This is a genomic window from Streptomyces sp. NPDC057287, assembly GCF_042667905.1.
Classification (GTDB): domain Bacteria; phylum Actinomycetota; class Actinomycetes; order Streptomycetales; family Streptomycetaceae; genus Streptomyces.
This window is the reverse complement of sequence record NZ_JBHUYV010000002.1, coordinates 120861-137676: the sequence shown is the minus strand read 5'-3', so window position 1 is coordinate 137676 and position 16816 is coordinate 120861. Positions and strand designations below refer to the sequence as shown.

Genomic DNA, 16816 nt, shown 5'->3' with positions numbered 1-16816 from the left:
AACGCGCGGCGTGGTGGTCAGCCGGCGGGGGCCCGCAGGCCGTAGACCCGCCGGGCGGTGCCCGAGAAGACGGCCTGGCGTCCGCCTTCCCCGAGCCCGTCGGTCAGCTCTCGTGCCGCGGCGAGGACATCGGCGTAGGGGGCGGCGAGCCGGCACACCGGCCAGTCGGAGCCGAACATCAGCCGGTCGGGGCCGAACGCCTCGATGACGGTGTCCGCGTAGGGGCGCAGGTCGGCGACGGTCCAGGACCGGGGGTCGGCCTCGGTGACCAGGCCGGAGAGTTTGCAGACGGTGTTGGGCAGCGCCGCGAGCGCCCGAAGGCCGTCGGCCCAGGGGTGGGTGACCCCGAGCGCCACGGGCGGCTTGCCCGCGTGATCGAGTACGAAGGTGAGCCCCGGCAGCAGCGCGGCGGCCCGGGCGGCCGCGGGCAGTTGACGGGGCCGGACGATGAGGTCGTAGACGAGCCCGGCGGCGGCGACGGCGCGCAGCCCGCGCAGGACGTCGGGGCGCAGCAGCCACTCCGGGTCGGGTTCGCCCTGGACCTGGTGGCGGATTCCGACGAGCCGGCCGCCGCCGGGCAGGGCGCGGAGGACGGCCAGGGTGTCGGCGATGTCCGGCGCGGTCAGGTCGGTCCAGCCGACGACGCCCGCGACCAGGGTGCTGCCGTCGGCGAGCGCGAGGAATTCGGGGGTCTCCTCGGCGACGGTGACCGTCTGGACGAGGACGGTGGCGGCCACACCGGCGGCGCGCGCCTCGGGCTCCAGGTCGGCGAGGGTGAAGGTGCGGCGGATCGGGGCGAGTTCCTCGCCGGTGATCCAGTCCTGGCCGCGCACCGCGAGGTCCCACACGTGGTGGTGGGCGTCGACGATGCTCAGGGGTGTCGTCACAGCAGCCCTTCGGCGCGGAGGTCGTCCCACAGGGCGTCCGGGACAGGCGTGCGCAGCTGCGCCGCCGCGTCCCGCACCTCGTCGGGGGAGCGGGTGCCGACGAGGACACCTGCGACGGCCGGGTGACGCAGCGGGTAGTGCAGGGCTGCGGCGCGCAGCGGAACGCCGTGCCTCCCGGCGACGGCCCGGATGCGCAGGGCCCGGTCCAGGAGAGGCGCGGGGGCCGCCGCGTAGTCGTATGTGGCGCCGGGCCTCGGGTCGGCGAGCAGACCGGAGTTGAAGACACCTCCGACGACCACTCCGCGGCCACGGGCGGCGGCCTCCGGCAGCAGAGTCTCGAGAGCACTGTGGTCCAGGAGGGTGAAGCGGCCGGCGCAGAGGACGGCGTCGACGTCGGTCTCGCGCAGGAAGCGGGTGAGCATCGCGGTCTGGTTCATGCCGGCGCCGATCGCTCCGACCATGCCCTCGGCGCGCAGCTTCTCCAGCTCCGGATAGCCCTCGCGGAAGGCCGCTTCCCCGTGGTCGTCGGGGTCGTGCAGATAGACGAGGTCGATCCGGTCCAGGCCGAGCCGTCCGAGGCTGTCCTCGATGCTGCGTCGGATCCCGTCGGCGCTGAAGTCCCAGCGGCGCCGGTGGGTGTGCGGCACGGCGAACCCGTCGGAGAGCCCCTGGTGGGCCGCCGTCTCGCCGGGGGTCAGGGGGTCGAGCAGGCGGCCGGCCTTCGTGGACACGGCGTAGGTGTCCCGCTGCCGGTCGCGCAGCGCCTCGCCGAGGCGGCGCTCGGAGAGCCCGAGACCGTAGTGCGGCGCGGTGTCGAAGTAGCGGACGCCCTCGTCCCACGCCGCGTCGACGGCGGCCGCGGCCCGGTCCGGAGCGACCTCGGTGAAGAGGTTGCCGATGGCCGCTGCGCCGAAGGAGAGTTCGGTGATCTCGACCGCGCTGCGGCCGAGTCTGTTGCGCCGCATGTCTGGCAGCCCCCCGATGATCCCTGATGGTCCGTAGAGGACTATTCATCGGATCAATCGGGTGCGTCAACCACCTTGCGGGGGATCGGCGCTCACGCGGGGGCGGGCACCGTGGGCACGAGTGCGTGCAGCTCGCACAGCTCCTCCTGGACCGCGGAGGCCAGCCGGTCGAGATCGGGGAGCGCCTTCCCGTCGGCGACCAGTCCGACCTGCACCCGCCCGCCGTAGGTGGACAGGGCGACGGCCAGTGCCTGGCCCCGGGCCAGTGGCGCCATGGGGTAGACGGCGCGCAGCGGGCAGCCGCCGAGAGAGAGCGCCGAGCGGGGCAGGGGAACGCTGGTGACCAGGATGTCGAAGAGCATCCGGGCCGCGTTCCCGGCCAGCGGCGCTCCGAACCGGTGGGCCAGCGCGGGCAGCTGGTCGGCCAGGACGGCGACGGCGCCCGCGCCGCGCAGCGGTCCGGCCGCCTTGTTGCGGTCCATGCCCGTACGGACGAGGCGCAGCCGTTCCCGGGCATCGGGTTCGCCGACGGGCAGCCCGAGCAGGTAGGCGGACAGCCTGTTCCCGGTGGCCGCCCCACCGGGCCGGCGCCGGGAGACCGGAACCAGGGCGCGCGGGTCGGCGCCCGGGAGCGGCTCCCCGCGCTCGGTCATCCAGCGCCGCAGCGCACCGGCGACCACCGCGAGCAGGACGTCGTTGGCGGTGCCGCCCTCGGTGCGCCGGATCCGCTGCACGGTCTCGGCGTCGAGTTCGGCGGTGGCCAGCCGGCGCGTTCCGCTGGAGCGTGCGGTCAGAGCGGTGGTGGCGCGCAGGTCGAGGCGGCTGGCGCGGACCACCGAGGCACCGACCCCCAGCGCCCGTCCGACATCCCCGAGCCGGTCCATCGCGATGCCCGCCGCCTCGTACGGGCCGGGCAGCCAGGAGCGGGGCGGTACGGGGGTCCGGCGGCGCACCCCGCCGCGGCCGGCGCCGGCGGAGGCGATCTGGTCGAAGATGCCGGCGCCGATGGCGACGGCCCGCATCCCGTCGGCGAGCGCGTGGTGCAGCTTCACGAGTACGGCGAACGGGCCGTCACCCGGGCTGTCGAGGAGGTACATCTGCCAGGGCGGCAGGCCCCGCCCCAGAGGGCGTTCCATGAGTTCACCTGCGAGCCGGGTCGCCCCCGCCATGAAGTCGCCCGGGGGGAGCACGACCCGCTTGACGTGCCGGTGCACGTCGAAGTCCTTGTCGGTGAACCAGGCCGCACCGCCCACGGGGAGCAGGACGTCGCGCACCCGCATCCGCAGCCGGGGGATGGCGGCGGCGCGGGCTCCGAGCAGTTCGAGCAGGTCCTGCGGGGCCACACCGGGTACCGGGTCGAAGACGGCGAGTGCGCCGAGGTGCATCGGATGGGCCTCGGATTCGAGGTGCCAGAAAGCCAGATCAAGAGGGGCCAGAAGCTCGGTACTCAACGGGGCCTCGCGTCTTCGACAGCGGAACGGCGGGATCGCAGTCAATCCCGCACGGCCGGTTACGGTCAAGTATGGACATGTTACGTACTGTTACAGTCTTGCTGCGACCTGGCTCGGGCGCTACCGGTGGCCCTGGACGAGGAATTCGCACCACACGCACTTGCCGTTGCCCCGGGACTCCACTCCCCAGACGTCGGCCAGTCGGTCGACGAGCATGAGCCCGCGGCCCGAGACGCCCGACTCCCCCGCCTCCCTGCGCCGGGGCAGTGCGCTGGAGCGGTCCTCCACGTCGACCCGGAGACGGCGCTCGGGTCCGGTGAGCACCCGGATGGTGACGATGGCACCGCCGTCGGTGTGCATCAGCGCGTTGGTGATGAGCTCGTCCGCCGCGAGCTCGACCTCGTCCGCGCGGCTTTTCGCCCCCCAGGCGCGGACCGCCGCCCGGATCATGTGACGGGCAGAGGTGAGCGCCTCGGGGTCGTTCTGCGCGACGTGCTGCTGGAGGCGGCCGCCCGGATGGGGGGCGTGGGCCGCGTTGCGGCGCAGCAGCAGCATCGCCATGTCGTCCTCGCCGCCGCGTTCGTCGACGACCTCGCAGAGCCGGTCGGCCAGCTTCTGGAGGTCCTGCGGACCGTCGCGCACGGTCGAGGCGAGCAGCAGCAGACCCTCGTCGAGGTCGGTGCCCGGCAGTTCCACCATTCCGTCGGTGTAGAGGATCATCGTCTGGCCCGGGTCCAGATCGACGGTGCTGACCGGGTATTCGAGCTGCCCGAACTCCGCGGACAGCCCCAGCGGCAGACCACCCTCCACCGGCAGTTTGCGGCAGCTGCCGTCGACGTCCCGCAGGGCCGGGTCGACGTGCCCGGCCCTCACCATCTGGACCACACCCGTGGTCAGGTCGGCTTCGGCGTAGGTGCAGGTCGCGAAGCGGTCGGTGTCGAGTTCGTGCAGGAACACCGAGGCCCGTGCCATGACCGTGGCCGGGCTGTGCCCTTCGGCCGCGTAGGCACGCAGCACGATCCGGAGCTGGCCCATCACGGCCGCCGCGTGCGTGTCGTGCCCCTGCACGTCGCCGATGACGGCGCCGACCCGGCCGCCGGGCAGCGGGATGATGTCGTACCAGTCGCCGCCGATGTCCCGGCCGAGCCGCGCCGAGCGGTAGCGGACCGCGACCTGCGCGCCGGGCACCTCGGGGATCCGGCGCGGCAGCATCGCCTGCTGGAGCCCCTCGGCGAGATCGTGCTCCTGCTCGTAGAGCATCGCCCGCTGGAGGCTCTGGGCGATCGAGCTGCCGAGGGCCACGAGCAGGTTCCGCTCGTCGCTGGTGAAGCCCGCCTTGTTCCCGTAGAGGAGGCCGAGTGCGCCGATCGGGCGGGCCTGGGCGATGAGGGGCATGTAGGCGGCCGCGGTGATGCCCAGGTGGCTGATGTGGGGCCAGAGGATGGGATAGGAGGCCGCGAAGTCCTCGGGGGTCTCGATGAATCGCGGCGTGAGTGTGCGGATCACTTCGCTCATCGGATAGGGCTCGTCGGTCCGGGTGTAGCGGGTGCCCTGCACGAACGCCCCTTCGGGGCCGTCCGCGACCAGGTGGATGCGCCCGGACTCGAGCAGCCCCATGACGAGGCTCGTGGCGCCGAGGTTGGCCAGGCCGCTGGAACTCTTCAGCACCTCGGTGACGTCCTTGACCGTCCGCGCGTGGGCCAGGGCGGCCGTAGTGCCCTCGACCAGGCTGGTACGGCGCCGCCGTTCCTCGTCGACGGTCCGCCGGGCGGTGGATTCGGCCAGCTCCTGGGTGGCGTCACGGATGATCCCGATGATCCGGCGGGGCCGCCCGGTGCCGTCGCGGCGGATGAAGCCCTGGGTGTGGGTCCAGCTCAGCGTGCCGTCCCGCTGCATCCTGCGGAAGTAGGCGCCGTAGTTGTTGCGGCCGCCCTTGAGCGCCTGCGACACCATGTCGTCGAGCCGGATCGCCTCGTCGGCGGGGACGCGCTGCGCGAGCCCCTCCGGACGGCCGTCGTACTCCTCGGGGCGCAGGTCGAACACGTCGAGGGCGGGCTCGTCCATGTGCATGAGGCCGCTGTCCAGATCCCAGTCGAAGCTGCCCATTCGGTTCAGGGCGAGACTGAGGTCCGGGTGGGCGGGCCAGTCGTCCGGGAGTGACAGGGCACCCGCTACCCGATCATCCATATGCGCCACTCTGCCATTATTTGTCCGATTCCTCGACTGAACAGGCCGCCTTGAACACGTTCAAGGCAAGCCCTATGATCGGCGTGAGGGCAATTGAACGTGTTCAACTAATTCATGACCGGCCGTCGAAGGGCTGTTCTTCACCAGCGACGGGCTGTTCTTCCACAACCGGGGGTGGGCGCGATGACCGTGCTGGTCGGGCTGATCGTGATGCTGGGCATGCTGGTGATCGTCCCCATGGGCCTGGGGCTCGTCGGTGACCCGGCCCTCGACCGGATGCGGCGCTGGTGGCCGCTCTTCGCGATACCCGGCGCCGTGTCCCTGTGGCTGCCACGCGGCGCCGCCGCCACCGCGCCGGCCCTCTGCTACGCGCTGGGGACGCTGCTCCTCGCCGGCCACGCCCTCCGGCGACTCGCCCGCACGCGCAGCGCACGCCCGGTGGAGGCCGCCCTGCTCACGGCGCTGGTCGCCCCGTCCGTCGCGGCGCTCGCCCTGGTGGCCGAGCGCTCGGGCCACGGACTGTTCGGATTCGGACTCGGCATCCTGGCCCTGACCGTGCCGCACTTCCACTTCGCCGGTTTCGCCGCCGCGCTCGTCGCAGGCCTCGTCTGCCGGACGGAGGACGGCCCGGCGGCCCGGTTCGCCGCCCTGAGCGTCCCGCTCGGCACCCTGCTCGTCCTCGTCGGCTACTTCACCGGGCAGTGGACCGAGCTGGCCGGTGCGCTCCTGCTCACCGCGGGGATGTGGACGGTAGCCCTGCTGACCTGGCGCACCGTACGCGCCGACGGCCGTGACCGCCTCACCCGCACCCTGCTCGCCGTGTCGGCCGGCGTGCTCGTGGTGACCATGGTGCTCGCGCTGAGCTGGGCCCTCGGCGAGGCCACCGGACTCCCCCACCCCACCCTGACCTGGATGGCCGCCACCCACGGGCTCGGCAACGCACTGGGCTTCGCCCTCTGCGCGCTGCTCGCCCGGCGCCGGCTCCAGGCCCACACCCACCCGGAAGGCAGGACCGCATGAGCACCCTGACGTATCCCGAGGTCGGAGCCACCCGGCTCGGGCCTCTTCCGGACGGCTACAACCATTTGCACCACCGCGCCGCGGTCGGCAGGGGCCGCGCGGAATTCGAGGCCGCGGGCGCCGCCGTCACCGAGTGGCGCCTCCACCGGGCGGCGGGAGCCGGGGTGAAGGCCTCCGCGCCGCGGGCCGCCACCGGGGTGACCGTCGACGTGTCCGCGGGCATCCGGCGGTTCCGGATCACCGCGCCCTGCGAGATCGTCTGGACGGCGTACGAGAGAGACCGCACCGGCTTCGCCTACGGCACCCGGCCGGGACATCCGGAGCGCGGGGAGGAGAGCTTCGTGGTGGAGCTGGCGGAGGACGGAACCGTGTGGTTCACGGTCACGGCCTTCTCGCGGCCGGCCGCCTGGTACGCCCGGCTGGCGGGTCCGCTCGCACCGATGGCCCAGCGCTGGTACGCCCGCCGGCTCGCCACCGTGCTGCGCCGGACGGCAGCCGCTGCCTGACAGCGGTCCCGGCCGGATACTGGAGACGATGGAGTGGTTCACCGCAGACGGCTACTGGCTGAGCAGACTGATCTTCCAGCGAGGGCTCGCGGCCGTCTACCTGGTCGCGTTCGTCGCCGCAGCGCTCCAGTTCCGGGCGCTGATCGGTTCCCGCGGCATGCTTCCCGTCCCCGATCTCCTGGCACACACCTCCTGGCGGGCCGCCCCCGGCCTGTTCCGGCTCCACTACTCCGACCGCTTCTTCGCACTGGTCGCCTGGACCGGCGCCGCGGTGTCGCTCGCCCTACTGGCAGGCGTGGACGGCTACGTCCCGCTGTGGGCGGCGATGGCCCTGTGGGCGGTGCCGTGGGTGCTGTACCTGTCCGTCGTCCAGGTCGGCCAGGTCTGGTACGGCTTCGGCTGGGAGTCCCTGCTGCTGGAGACGGGGTTCCTCGCCGTGTTCCTCGGAAACGGGGACACGGCGGCCCCGGTCCTGGTCCTGTGGCTGCTGCGCTGGCTGCTCTTCCGGGTGGAGTTCGGCGCGGGCCTCATCAAGATCCGGGGGGACGAGTGCTGGCGACGGCTGACCTGCCTGGACTTCCACCACGAGACCCAGCCCATGCCCGGCCCCCTGAGCCGGCTCTTCCACCGGCTCCCCGAACCGGTCCACCGGGTGGAGACCGCAGCCAACCACGTCACCCAGCTCGTGGTGCCCTTCCTGCTGTTCACCCCGCAGCCGGTGGCGAGCGTCGCCGCGGGGCTCATGGTCCTCACCCAGCTGTGGCTGGTGCTGTCCGGTAACTTCGCCTGGCTCAACTGGCTGACCATCGTCATCGCCCTCGCCGCGGTCGACTGGTCGCCCGTCGCCGGCCCTCCACCCGCACAGCCGGGGGCGCCCCTCTGGTACGAGGTGGTGGTCATGGCCGTCACCGCGCTCGTCCTGGCGCTCAGCTACCGTCCGGCCCGCAATCTCCTCTCGCGCCGCCAGGTCATGAACCGGTCCTTCGACCCGCTGCACCTGGTCAACACCTACGGAGCCTTCGGGAGCATCAGCAGGATGCGGCTGGAAGTGGTGATCGAGGGCACCGAGGAGGCGGTGATCCACCAGGGGACCCGCTGGCTCGAGTACGGCTTCCGCGGCAAACCCGGTGATCCGCGCAGGCTTCCGCGCCAGTTCGCTCCGTACCACCTGCGGCTGGACTGGATGATGTGGTTCGCGGCGCTCTCTCCCGCGTACGCCCGCTCCTGGTTCGAGCCGCTCGTCGAGCGGCTGCTCCAGGGCGACCGGGACACGCTGCGGCTTCTGGGCCGCAACCCGTTCCCCGACGGCCCGCCCGCCCACATCCGGGCCCGGGTCTTCCACTACCGGTACACGGACGCGCAGGAGCTGCGGGCCACCGGATGCCGGTGGCACAGGACCTACGTGAGGGACTTCATGAGGCCCGTGCCCCGTCCCGTACCTCTCCGGCCGCACGGGTACGCCCCGGAGTAGCCCGGTGGCCGTGAAAGAGCCCTGCCCCCGTCCGAGGACGGGGGCAGGGACCGAGGCGCCGTTCCGGAGACGCGCGGCCGGTCAGTCGATGCCGGGCAGGATGTGCGGCTCGGCCAGATCGTCCTCGTAGCCGGCCAGCCTGATCGGTGCCGACCTGGCCCAGACCTCGATGTTCCGGAGCTTCTCGGGCCGACGGGCCCGGTCTCCGGTCAGCTCGGCCGGGCGCGTCTCGGTCTTCGTCATTTCAGGTGTCACCGCGGACTCCTTATGTGTCGCGATACCCCGGGCGGTGGCGACGCTGCGGCTGTGAGAACCGTGTCGACCGCCCTCTGCGGGGCAGGGGCAGAAACAGTTCGGTCGCGGTGGCGCCGGTACGGGGTGGGACGGCGGGCTGGTTACAGACCTGTCCCAGGACGGCCGAGGAAGCTTCGTGGATCCCTTGGTGGCGTCCGTTCACCTCAGACTAACCAAATGAGCGCCATCCCGCTCGACAGAACGTGTGGCCTAGGTCACTTTCAGCCAACAGGACGGCGGCGGCCCCGCAGATCACGGGGCCGCCGCCGTTGCCGTTCGCCCACGCACGCGGCGTGAGGTACGGGAGAGGCTGAGGGGGTGCGGGGAGCCGGAGCGCCGGGGCCCGCCGGACGTCACCAGCCCGCAGGCGCGTAGTCCTTGAGGAAGCAGCCGTACAGCTCCTCGCCCGCTTCACCACGCACGATCGGGTCGTAGACCCGCGCGGCGCCGTCGACGAGATCGAGCGGGGCGTGAAAACCCTCCTCGGCGAGGCGCATCTTGTCGGGGTGCGGACGCTCGTCCGTGATCCAGCCGGTGTCGACGGCCGTCATCAGGATGCGGTCCTTCTCGAACATCTCCTGGGCGCTGGTGCGGGTCAGCATGTTCAGCGCGGCCTTGGCCATGTTGGTGTGCGGGTGCCCCGCGCCCTTGTACCCGCGGCCGAAGACACCCTCCATCGCGGAGACGTTCACCACGTAGGCGCGCCCCGCGGCGGCCGACATCGCCGGGCGGAGCCGGCTGATGAGGATGAACGGCGCCGTGGAGTTGCAGAGCTGGACCTCGAGGAGCTCGATCGGCTCGACCTCGTCGACGGTCTGGATCCAGCTGTTCGTGTCGTGCAGGTCGGGCACCAGGCCGCCGGCGTCGATGGCCGTACCCGAGGCGATACGGGCCGGCGAGGCGGACCCGGTCACCAGGGCGAGATCCGTCACGTCCTGGGCGCTCAGCCCCTCGCCCTCCCTGCGGGCCGCCGGCAGCGCGGCGACGCGGTCGACGGTGCCGCTGCCGAACGTGCCGATCACCTCGGCGGCAGGCAGCTCACCGGAAGGCAGCGGGGCGGACTCGGCGGAGAGCAGCTCGCTGTAGGCCTGCGGCGAGCGGCGGACGGTCTGCGCGGCGTTGTTGATCAGGATGTCCAGCGGGCCCTCGGCGGCGACGGAATCGGCCAGGGCGACGACCTGGGCCGGGTCGCGGAGGTCGATGCCGACGATCTTCAGGCGGTGGATCCACTCGTCGCTGTCCGGCATCGCCTTGAAGCGGCGGATCGCGTCGTTGGGGAAGCGGGTGGTGATGGTGGTGTGCGCGCCGTCACGCAGCAGGCGCAGCGCGATGTACATGCCGATCTTCGCCCGGCCGCCGGTGAGCAGGGCCCGGCGGCCGGTGAGGTCGGTGCGCGCGTCACGCCGCTCGCGGTTCTCCTTGGCGCACTGCTGGCAGAGCTGGTGGTAGAAGGCGTCCACCTCGACGTAGCGGGTCTTGCAGATGTAGCAGGACCTGGGCCGCTGGAGTATCCCCGCGATCTCGGCGGTGGCCGACGAGGACGGCAGGACGCCCTGCGTCTCGTCGTCGATGCGCTCGGCGGAGCCGGTCGCCGTGGCTTCGGTGACGGCCTTGTCGTGCGCGGTCTTGGAGGCGCGGCGCTCCTGGCGGCGGCGCTGCTTCACGGTGCGGTAGATGCCGGCGGTGGCACGTCGCACGGCGACGGCGTCCGGGTGGTCGACCTCGATGGTGTTGAGCTCGTCCAGCACGCCCAGGCAGACGGCCAGCCGCTCCGGGTCGATACCGGGACCGAACTCGTCGATACCGGGAGCGAACTCCTGGCTGTCCTCTGTCACCGTCATTGCCGTTCCTCTGTCACTCGTCACTCATGCCGCTGCCGGGCTTCGGTGGGGAGTGGTCCGGCCGGGAGCCGGCGAGGGCAGGCGCGCACGGGCCGATTGCCCCGGTCAAGTCTGCCATGAGTCGGGAGTTGCTCAGTTCGGTCCGGCGCCCTCCTTCTCCTGGGCGGAGAGCGGGGTCGCGATGTCCTCGAGGGACTTCCCCTCGGCGTCGACCGCGAAGACGAGGGCGACCAGTCCGCCGGCCACCATCAGTGCCGCACCGATGCAGAACGCCAGGGCCGTGTCCCCCGGGACACCGCTTCCGGTGAGGTCCGCGAAGACCAGCGGTCCCGTGATGCCGCCCGCCGCCGTGCCCACGGCGTAGAAGAAGGCGATGGCCATGGCCCGCGTCTCCATCGGGAAGATCTCGCTGACCGTGAGGTAGGCGGAGCTCGCGCCCGCGGAGGCGACGAAGAGGACCAGGCACCAGCACCCGGTCATGGTGGCGGCGGTCAGGGACCCGTTCTGGAAGAGCCAGGCGGTCGCGAAGAGCAGGAGCCCCGAGGTGATGTAGGTGCCGGCGATCATCGGTTTACGGCCCACCGTGTCGAACAGCCGGCCGAGGAACAGCGGCCCCAGGAAGTTGCAGAACGCGATGACCGCGAAGTAGTAGCCGGTGGCGCCGCTGGAGACGTCGAAGAACTTCACCAGGATCGAACCGAACCCGAAGGTGACGGCGTTGTACAGGAAGGCCTGTCCCACGAAGAGCGCCAGGCCGAGCACGGCCCGCTTGGGATAGGAGCGGAAGACGGTGCGGGCGATCAGGCCGAAGCCGATGCTCTTGCGCTGCCGCACGGTGATCGCCTGCTCGGCGGGCGGGAGCGGGCCGCCGATCTCCTCCTCCACCTGCCGCTCCACCCCGTCGACGAGCTTCTCCGCGGCTTCGTCCTGCCCGTGGATGAACATCCAGCGCGGGCTCTCCGGCACATGGCGGCGCACCAGCAGGATGACGAGCCCGAGGACGACGCCCAGCGCGAAGGTGAGCCGCCAGCCGATGTCCTTGGGGAAGATGTCGGTGTTGAGGGCGAGGACGGAGAGCAGCGAGCCGGCCACGGCCCCCAGCCAGAAGCTGCCGTTGATGATGAGGTCCACGCGCCCCCGGTACTTGCTGGGGATCAGCTCGTCGATGGCCGAGTTGATCGCCGCGTACTCCCCGCCGATGCCGAAGCCGGTCAGGAAGCGGAAGAGGAAGAACCACCACGCCGAGAACGAGACCGCCGTGAGCGCCGTGGCCGCCAGATAGACGGCCAGGGTGATCAGGAACAGCTTCTTGCGTCCGAAGCGGTCGGTGAGCCAGCCGAAGACCAGGGCACCGGAGCAGGCGCCCGCGACGTAGAGCGCGGCGGCGATGCCCGTGACCTGGGCGTCGGTGATGGCCAGACCGCTGCCGTCCTCCGACAGCCGGCTGGCGATGTTGCCGACGACCGTGACCTCGAGTCCGTCGAGGATCCAGACGGTGCCGAGGCCGATCACGATCATCCAGTGCCACCGCGACCAGGGCAGCCGGTCCAGCCGCGCCGGGATCCTGGTCGTCACGGTCGGTCCGCCCGGCACGCCGTTGCCACTCATGGGGCCCTCCTCTGCTTCCTGAACACCACAGGTGCCCGGAAGGAGGCGCGGCTCACACCTCGGCCGGAAGGAGTGACGGAAACCGCCCGCGCGGCCACGGATCGTTACGTCGGACGGGGGTATCCGCACCGCGAACGCTTCCGCGGAAAATAATTCGGTGTTCGGTGGCATCACTTCCGGATACCGGGGCATACGCCCGACACTGCAGTGGAGAACAGGGAGGGCGGGACCATGACGGCCATGTCAGTGCGAACCACCGATGCGATCGGCGCGGCGGGCACGCGGTGCGACGGGGCGGGTGCGGTAGCGGACGTGGCGGCACTGCCCTGGATCGAGGACGCGGGCAAGGTCGCTCCGCAGGACGCCCGGGCGATGTCGAAGATCTTCTTCGACCGGCTCCAGGTCCTCGAGGAGGGCACGCACGAGTACCAGTACGCGCGCAACACCCTGATCGAGATGAATCTCTCCCTGGTGCGCTTCGCGGCCTCGCGGTTCCGCAACCGGGGCGGTGACGACACCGAGGACATCATCCAGGTCGGCACGATCGGCCTGATCAAGGCGATCGACCGGTTCGACCTCTCGCGTGAGGTCGAGTTTGCGACCTTCGCGGTGCCGTACATCGTGGGTGAGATCAAGCGGTTCTTCCGCGACACGACCTGGTCCGTGCACGTGCCGCGACGGCTGCAGGAGCTTCGGGTCGAGCTGGCCAAGGCCAAGGAGCTGCTCTCGGCGAAGCTCGACCGCGACCCGACGGTCGCGGAGCTCGCCGCGCACCTCGATCTCCCCGAGGAGGAGATCATCGAAGGCCTCGTCGCCGCCAACGGCTACTCGGCGGGCTCGCTGGACACCCCGAACGCGGACAGCGAGTCGGGCAGCGACCAGCGCGCCTACGCCGATCTGCTCGGCGAGGACGACCCGGGGATGGAGAGCGTCGAGAACCTGCACACCCTGGCTCCGCTGCTGCGGCAGCTGGACGACCGTGAGCGGAAGATCGTCCGCATGCGGTTCGGTCAGGAGATGACGCAGGCGCAGATCGGTGCTGAGCTGGGCGTCTCCCAGATGCACGTGTCGCGCCTGCTGAGCAGGATCGTCCAGCGCCTGCGTGCGGGCATGAGCGTCGAGGCCTGATTCCGCGGCGTCCCGCAACGAAAGACCGAGGCCCGGCCGAGTGCCGGGCCTCAGTCACATATGCTTCCTGCCGATACGGCCGTGGGTGTCCCGTGCCGTCCGTAGGAGGGGGTGGAGTGTGACCGAGTCGCCTTCGGACACCTCTGTGCGCGTACAGCAGCCGAGGGGGATTCCGGAGCAGCACAGGGTGCTCGTCCCCGACACGTCCGTCTGGGACGTCGACGCCGTTCTGCTCCTGGTCGAGGACGACTCCGGCGACGCGCTCCTGGTCGAGGAGATGCTCACCGACAGCGAGCTGGACGCCCCGCTCACCTGGTGCAAGACGCTGGCCGAGGCCCGGCGGTTCCTCCTGGACTGCCGTTCGTCCGTCTGTGTCCTGCTCGACCTGCATCTGCCCGACGTCAACGGCCTCGACGCCGTCCGCCAGCTCGTCGGGTCGGCCCCCGACGCGGCGGTCATCGTGCTCACGGGTCTGGACGAGTCCCAGACCGGGCTGTCCGCGGTGGCGCAGGGCGCGCAGGACTACCTCGTGAAGGGCCGGATCGATCCCGAGGTGCTGGGTCGCGCGGTCCGCTACGCCCTCCAGCGCAAGCACGCCGAGCGCTCGGCTGCCGCGATGCGGACCAGTCAGCTGATCGCCCAGGAGAACGCCCGCCTGGAGCGCGCGCTGCTGCCGATTCCGCTCCTGCAGGACGACAGCTTCCAGGTCGCCGCGCGCTACGAGGCCGGCCGGGCCCACGGACTGCTGAGCGGTGACTTCTACGATGTCGTGCAGACCCCGGACGGCGCTGTCCACGCGGTGATCGGCGACGTGTCCGGACACGGCGCCGCGGAGGCGGCGCTGGGCGTCTGCCTGCGGGTCGCCTGGCGCACCGCGGTGCTCACCGGTGTCAGTCAGCTCGAGAAGACCGGTCTGCTGGAGGGGATACTCGTCGCCGAGCGGTCCGACCCCCATGTGTTCGCGACCGTGACCACGCTGGTCTTCCCTCCCAGCAGGGACAAGGTACTCATCGCGCGGGCCGGGCATCCCGGGCTGCTGCTGCGGCACGGGTCGGACGTCGGCTGGGTGGAGCCCGAGGCGGGGATGGCCCTCGGGCTGCTGCCCGGCGCCGGCCACTGGACGATCACGGAGCTGGGCCTCTCCCCGGGCGACGAGCTCGTCCTGTTCACCGACGGTCTGTTCGAGGGGCGCACGGGACCCAGTTCCCGGCTCGGCGAGGACGGCCTGCTCGCCATGGCCGGCAAGTACGGCGAACTGGAACCCCACGCGTTCATCGACGCGCTGGTGGGCGAGGCCACCGAGAGCGCCTCACCGTACGGCGGCCTCGCGGACGACGTCGCGGTACTGCACCTGGGCTGGAAGGCAAAGTCATGAGCACCCACGAACCGGCGCCCGGACGGCCCGGCCCGATAGCGCGGCTGTCCGTGCAGAACTGGGTCCATCTGATCCTGGCCGGTTTCGTGGTGGTGGTCTGCGGATGCCTCGTCGTGGGCGGGCTCGTCCTCTCCCGCATCTCCGACCGCACCACGGACCTGGTGGACCGCATCCAGCCCGCCCGCTCCGCCTCGTTCCAGCTGCAGAACGCGCTCCTGGACCAGGAGACCGGCGTACGCGGCTTCGCGCTCACCGGCGACACCACCTTCCTGGAGCCCTACGAGGCGGGCAGGCGGGCCGAGCGGGAGCGGCAGGAACGGGTGCGCACGCTCATCGGGACCGACCGGCCGTACGCGGAGGACCTGGACCGGATCGAGGCGGCCGCCCAGCAGTGGCGCACCCTGCGGGCGGAGCCGTTGATCGCCGCTGTCCGGGCGAGCGGGCCCACCGGTGCGTCCTCGGCTCCCATCCTGCGGAGCAAGGCGGACTTCGATGCCCTGCGCGCGCTGTACGCCGAGCAGCAGAGTCACCTGGACGACGCGCGTGACCGGGCCCGCGCCGAGCTCGACGACGCGCGCACCACCCGCGACCGGGTGCTCATCGCCCTGGTGATCGGCTTCGTGCTGGCCGTCGTGTCGATCGGTCTTCTGCTGCACCGTGTGGTGGGACGGCCGCTGGCCGAGCTGACCGCCGCGTCCGACAGGGTGCGGTCGGGCGCCTTCGGCAGTCGCATCGAGGTCCGCGGCCCCTCCGACGTCACAGCGGTGGCCGCGGCGGCCGAGGACATGCGCCGACGCCTCGTCGCGGAGCTCGCCGACTCCCAGGAGCGGGAGACACTGCTGGCCGAGCAGACCGTGGAACTGCGCCGGTCCAACTCCGAACTGGAGCAGTTCGCCTACGTCGCCTCGCACGACCTCCAGGAACCGCTGCGGAAGGTGGCCTCCTTCTGCCAGCTGCTGGAGAAGCGGTACAGCAAGGAACTGGACGATCGCGGCCGGCAGTACATCGACTTCGCGGTCGACGGCGCCAAGCGGATGCAGGTCCTCATCAACGACCTGCTGACCTTCTCCCGAGTGGGCCGGGTGCAGCAGAGCTGGAAGCCGGTCGACCTCGAGAGCTCCCTGGACCGTGCCCTGTCCAACCTCACGCTGGCCGTCGAGGAGTCCGGAGCCACCGTCGTGCGCGAGGACGCGCTCCCTGAGCTCCTCGGCGACTCGACGTCACTGACCATGGTCTGGCAGAACCTCATCGGGAACGCGATCAAGTTCCGCCGCACCGATGTGCCGTGCCGGATCACCGTGGGGTGCGTCCAGGAGGGCGAGGACTGGCACCTCACCGTCGCCGACAACGGCATCGGGATCGCGCCGGAGTTCGCCGACAAGGTGTTCGTCATCTTCCAGCGTCTGCACGCCCGCGACGAGTACGAGGGAACGGGGATCGGGCTCTCGCTCTGCCGCAAGATCGTCGAGTTCCACGGTGGCCGGATCTGGCTGGACCCGGAACCGGCCGAGGGCACGCTGTTCCACTTCACCCTGCCCGTCCTCCCTGAGGCACCCACCCACACCACGGCGGAGCTGCTCGCCCCCGCCCCGCTCACCCCCCGGTCGGGAGACACCCCGTGAACGACGCCGTCAAGCCCATCGAGGTCCTGCTCGTCGAGGACGACCCCGGCGACGAGCTGATGACCCGTGAGGCGTTCGAGGACAACAAGATCCGCAACACGCTCCATGTGGTGCGGGACGGGCAGGAGGCGCTGGACTTCCTCTACCGCCAGGGCGAGTACGCCGACGCCCCGCGCCCGGATCTGGTGCTCCTCGACCTGAACCTGCCGAGGTACGACGGACGGCAGGTACTGGAGCGGATCAAGACCGACCCGGAACTGGCACTGATCCCGGTCGTGGTCCTCACCACCTCCTCGGCCGAGGAGGACATCCTGCGCAGCTACAAACTGCACGCCAACGCCTACGTCACCAAGCCGGTCGACCTGGAACAGTTCATCGGGGCGGTGCGCCAGATCGACGACTTCTTCGTGAGCGTGGTCCGGCTGCCCCGGCGTGCGTAAGATCTGGAGGGATCTCCCGGA

General features: G+C 71.3%; 14 protein-coding genes. 7 read left to right on the top strand and 7 right to left on the bottom strand.

Going from position 1 to position 16816, the window contains the following annotated elements:
- Nucleotides 1-17 precede the first annotated feature (17 nt).
- From ACFUNE_RS03875 to ACFUNE_RS03860, 4 genes are all read right to left on the bottom strand, one after another.
- Complete coding sequence (locus tag ACFUNE_RS03875) at nucleotides 18-887, bottom strand: amidohydrolase family protein (RefSeq protein ID WP_383561895.1); 870 nt, start codon at nucleotides 885-887, stop codon at nucleotides 18-20.
- Nucleotides 884-1852 carry an aldo/keto reductase gene (locus ACFUNE_RS03870; RefSeq protein WP_383561893.1) on the bottom strand — a complete coding sequence of 323 codons (969 nt, stop codon included), beginning with the start codon at nucleotides 1850-1852 and terminating at the stop codon, nucleotides 884-886. Before ACFUNE_RS03870 ends, ACFUNE_RS03875 begins: the two co-directional genes overlap by 4 nt.
- A gap of 92 nt (nucleotides 1853-1944) precedes the next feature.
- Complete coding sequence (locus tag ACFUNE_RS03865; RefSeq protein WP_383561891.1) at nucleotides 1945-3303, bottom strand: wax ester/triacylglycerol synthase family O-acyltransferase; 1359 nt, start codon at nucleotides 3301-3303, stop codon at nucleotides 1945-1947.
- 120 nt (nucleotides 3304-3423) lie between these two features.
- Entirely contained in the window at nucleotides 3424-5490 is a 2067-nt protein-coding gene (locus tag ACFUNE_RS03860; RefSeq protein WP_383561889.1) for a SpoIIE family protein phosphatase, read from the bottom strand.
- A 183-nt stretch (nucleotides 5491-5673) separates the two neighbouring features.
- Here ACFUNE_RS03860 and ACFUNE_RS03855 point away from each other — a divergent pair, with 183 nt between their 5' ends.
- The 3 genes from ACFUNE_RS03855 to ACFUNE_RS03845 are packed head-to-tail and all read left to right on the top strand — an operon-like array spanning nucleotide 5674 to nucleotide 8487.
- On the top strand, nucleotides 5674-6510 hold the full coding sequence (locus tag ACFUNE_RS03855; RefSeq protein WP_383561887.1) for a YndJ family protein: 837 nt from the start codon (nucleotides 5674-5676) through the stop codon (nucleotides 6508-6510).
- Nucleotides 6507-7016: a DUF1990 family protein gene (locus ACFUNE_RS03850; RefSeq protein ID WP_383561885.1), complete on the top strand. Its 510-nt coding sequence runs from the start codon at nucleotides 6507-6509 to the stop codon at nucleotides 7014-7016. Before ACFUNE_RS03855 ends, ACFUNE_RS03850 begins: the two co-directional genes overlap by 4 nt.
- A gap of 28 nt (nucleotides 7017-7044) precedes the next feature.
- On the top strand, nucleotides 7045-8487 hold the full coding sequence (locus ACFUNE_RS03845; protein WP_383561883.1) for a lipase maturation factor family protein: 1443 nt from the start codon (nucleotides 7045-7047) through the stop codon (nucleotides 8485-8487).
- A gap of 81 nt (nucleotides 8488-8568) precedes the next feature.
- Here the strand turns inward: ACFUNE_RS03845 and ACFUNE_RS03840 are convergent, their stop codons facing one another.
- From ACFUNE_RS03840 to ACFUNE_RS03830, 3 genes are all read right to left on the bottom strand, one after another.
- Complete coding sequence (locus ACFUNE_RS03840) at nucleotides 8569-8742, bottom strand: hypothetical protein (protein WP_383563079.1); 174 nt, start codon at nucleotides 8740-8742, stop codon at nucleotides 8569-8571.
- Nucleotides 8743-9134: 392 nt separating this feature from the next.
- Nucleotides 9135-10622 (bottom strand): SDR family NAD(P)-dependent oxidoreductase, encoded by a 1488-nt coding sequence (locus ACFUNE_RS03835; RefSeq protein WP_383561881.1) that lies wholly within the window; start codon nucleotides 10620-10622, stop codon nucleotides 9135-9137.
- A 132-nt stretch (nucleotides 10623-10754) separates the two neighbouring features.
- Entirely contained in the window at nucleotides 10755-12230 is a 1476-nt protein-coding gene (locus tag ACFUNE_RS03830) for an MFS transporter (RefSeq protein WP_383561879.1), read from the bottom strand.
- A gap of 231 nt (nucleotides 12231-12461) precedes the next feature.
- Between ACFUNE_RS03830 and ACFUNE_RS03825 the strand changes: the two genes are divergently transcribed.
- The 4 genes from ACFUNE_RS03825 to ACFUNE_RS03810 all read left to right on the top strand — a co-directional run bounded on the left by ACFUNE_RS03825 (nucleotide 12462) and on the right by ACFUNE_RS03810 (nucleotide 16795).
- The gene (locus tag ACFUNE_RS03825; RefSeq protein ID WP_383561877.1) at nucleotides 12462-13358 is read left to right on the top strand and encodes an RNA polymerase sigma factor SigF; all 897 of its coding nucleotides are present in this window, start codon (nucleotides 12462-12464) and stop codon (nucleotides 13356-13358) included.
- Between the two features lie 118 nt (nucleotides 13359-13476).
- Complete coding sequence (locus tag ACFUNE_RS03820; protein WP_383561875.1) at nucleotides 13477-14733, top strand: PP2C family protein-serine/threonine phosphatase; 1257 nt, start codon at nucleotides 13477-13479, stop codon at nucleotides 14731-14733.
- Nucleotides 14730-16355, top strand: coding sequence for an ATP-binding protein (locus tag ACFUNE_RS03815; RefSeq protein ID WP_383561873.1), 1626 nt, complete (start codon nucleotides 14730-14732; stop codon nucleotides 16353-16355). The genes ACFUNE_RS03820 and ACFUNE_RS03815 overlap by 4 nt, the downstream gene beginning before the upstream one ends.
- Nucleotides 16352-16795 (top strand): response regulator, encoded by a 444-nt coding sequence (locus ACFUNE_RS03810; RefSeq protein WP_147960939.1) that lies wholly within the window; start codon nucleotides 16352-16354, stop codon nucleotides 16793-16795. The genes ACFUNE_RS03815 and ACFUNE_RS03810 overlap by 4 nt, the downstream gene beginning before the upstream one ends.
- The last annotated feature ends 21 nt before the right edge of the window (nucleotides 16796-16816 follow it).

Excerpts from the sequence above, each read along its gene's own strand:
- ACFUNE_RS03870 (WP_383561893.1), bottom strand. The coding sequence starts at position 1,852 with ATGCGGCGCAACAGACTCGGCCGCAGCGCGGTCGAGATCACCGAACTC.
- ACFUNE_RS03815 (WP_383561873.1), top strand. The coding sequence starts at position 14,730 with ATGAGCACCCACGAACCGGCGCCCGGACGGCCCGGCCCGATAGCGCGG.
- ACFUNE_RS03830 (WP_383561879.1), bottom strand. The coding sequence starts at position 12,230 with ATGAGTGGCAACGGCGTGCCGGGCGGACCGACCGTGACGACCAGGATC.
- ACFUNE_RS03835 (WP_383561881.1), bottom strand. The coding sequence starts at position 10,622 with ATGACGGTGACAGAGGACAGCCAGGAGTTCGCTCCCGGTATCGACGAG.
- ACFUNE_RS03825 (WP_383561877.1), top strand. The coding sequence starts at position 12,462 with ATGACGGCCATGTCAGTGCGAACCACCGATGCGATCGGCGCGGCGGGC.
- ACFUNE_RS03845 (WP_383561883.1), top strand. The coding sequence starts at position 7,045 with ATGGAGTGGTTCACCGCAGACGGCTACTGGCTGAGCAGACTGATCTTC.
- ACFUNE_RS03850 (WP_383561885.1), top strand. The coding sequence starts at position 6,507 with ATGAGCACCCTGACGTATCCCGAGGTCGGAGCCACCCGGCTCGGGCCT.
- ACFUNE_RS03855 (WP_383561887.1), top strand. The coding sequence starts at position 5,674 with ATGACCGTGCTGGTCGGGCTGATCGTGATGCTGGGCATGCTGGTGATC.
- ACFUNE_RS03860 (WP_383561889.1), bottom strand. The coding sequence starts at position 5,490 with ATGGATGATCGGGTAGCGGGTGCCCTGTCACTCCCGGACGACTGGCCC.